This is a genomic window from Actinokineospora spheciospongiae (assembly GCF_000564855.1).
In the GTDB taxonomy this organism is placed as follows: Bacteria; Actinomycetota; Actinomycetes; order Mycobacteriales; family Pseudonocardiaceae; genus Actinokineospora; species Actinokineospora spheciospongiae.
Genome location: NZ_AYXG01000156.1, coordinates 1 through 248 on the forward strand (window position 1 = coordinate 1; position 248 = coordinate 248).

Annotated in this window: 1 protein-coding gene; it reads right to left on the reverse strand. The window is 68.1% G+C overall.

The features are described from left to right. A partial coding sequence (locus UO65_RS20650; protein ID WP_035285179.1) for a M28 family peptidase occupies positions 1-248 on the reverse strand: 248 nt, incomplete at both ends.

Consider the following 248-nt stretch of genomic DNA (forward strand, 5'->3'; position numbering starts at 1 on the left):
GCGTTCGGCGAGGCGATCATGTCGAAGTTCAGGTACAGGGCGATGTCGAGCTGCTGCTCGAAGGTCAGCGACTGGACGTACTTGGTCGACCCGACCAGGCCCAGCTCCTCGGCACCCCACCAGGCGAAGCGCACGGCGTTGTTCACCTTCGGCGAGCCGCCCAACTGCAGGGCGGTCTCCAGCAGCGCCGCGCTGCCCGAGCCGTTGTCGTTGATGCCGGGGCCCTCGGGAACGCTGTCGAGGTGCGC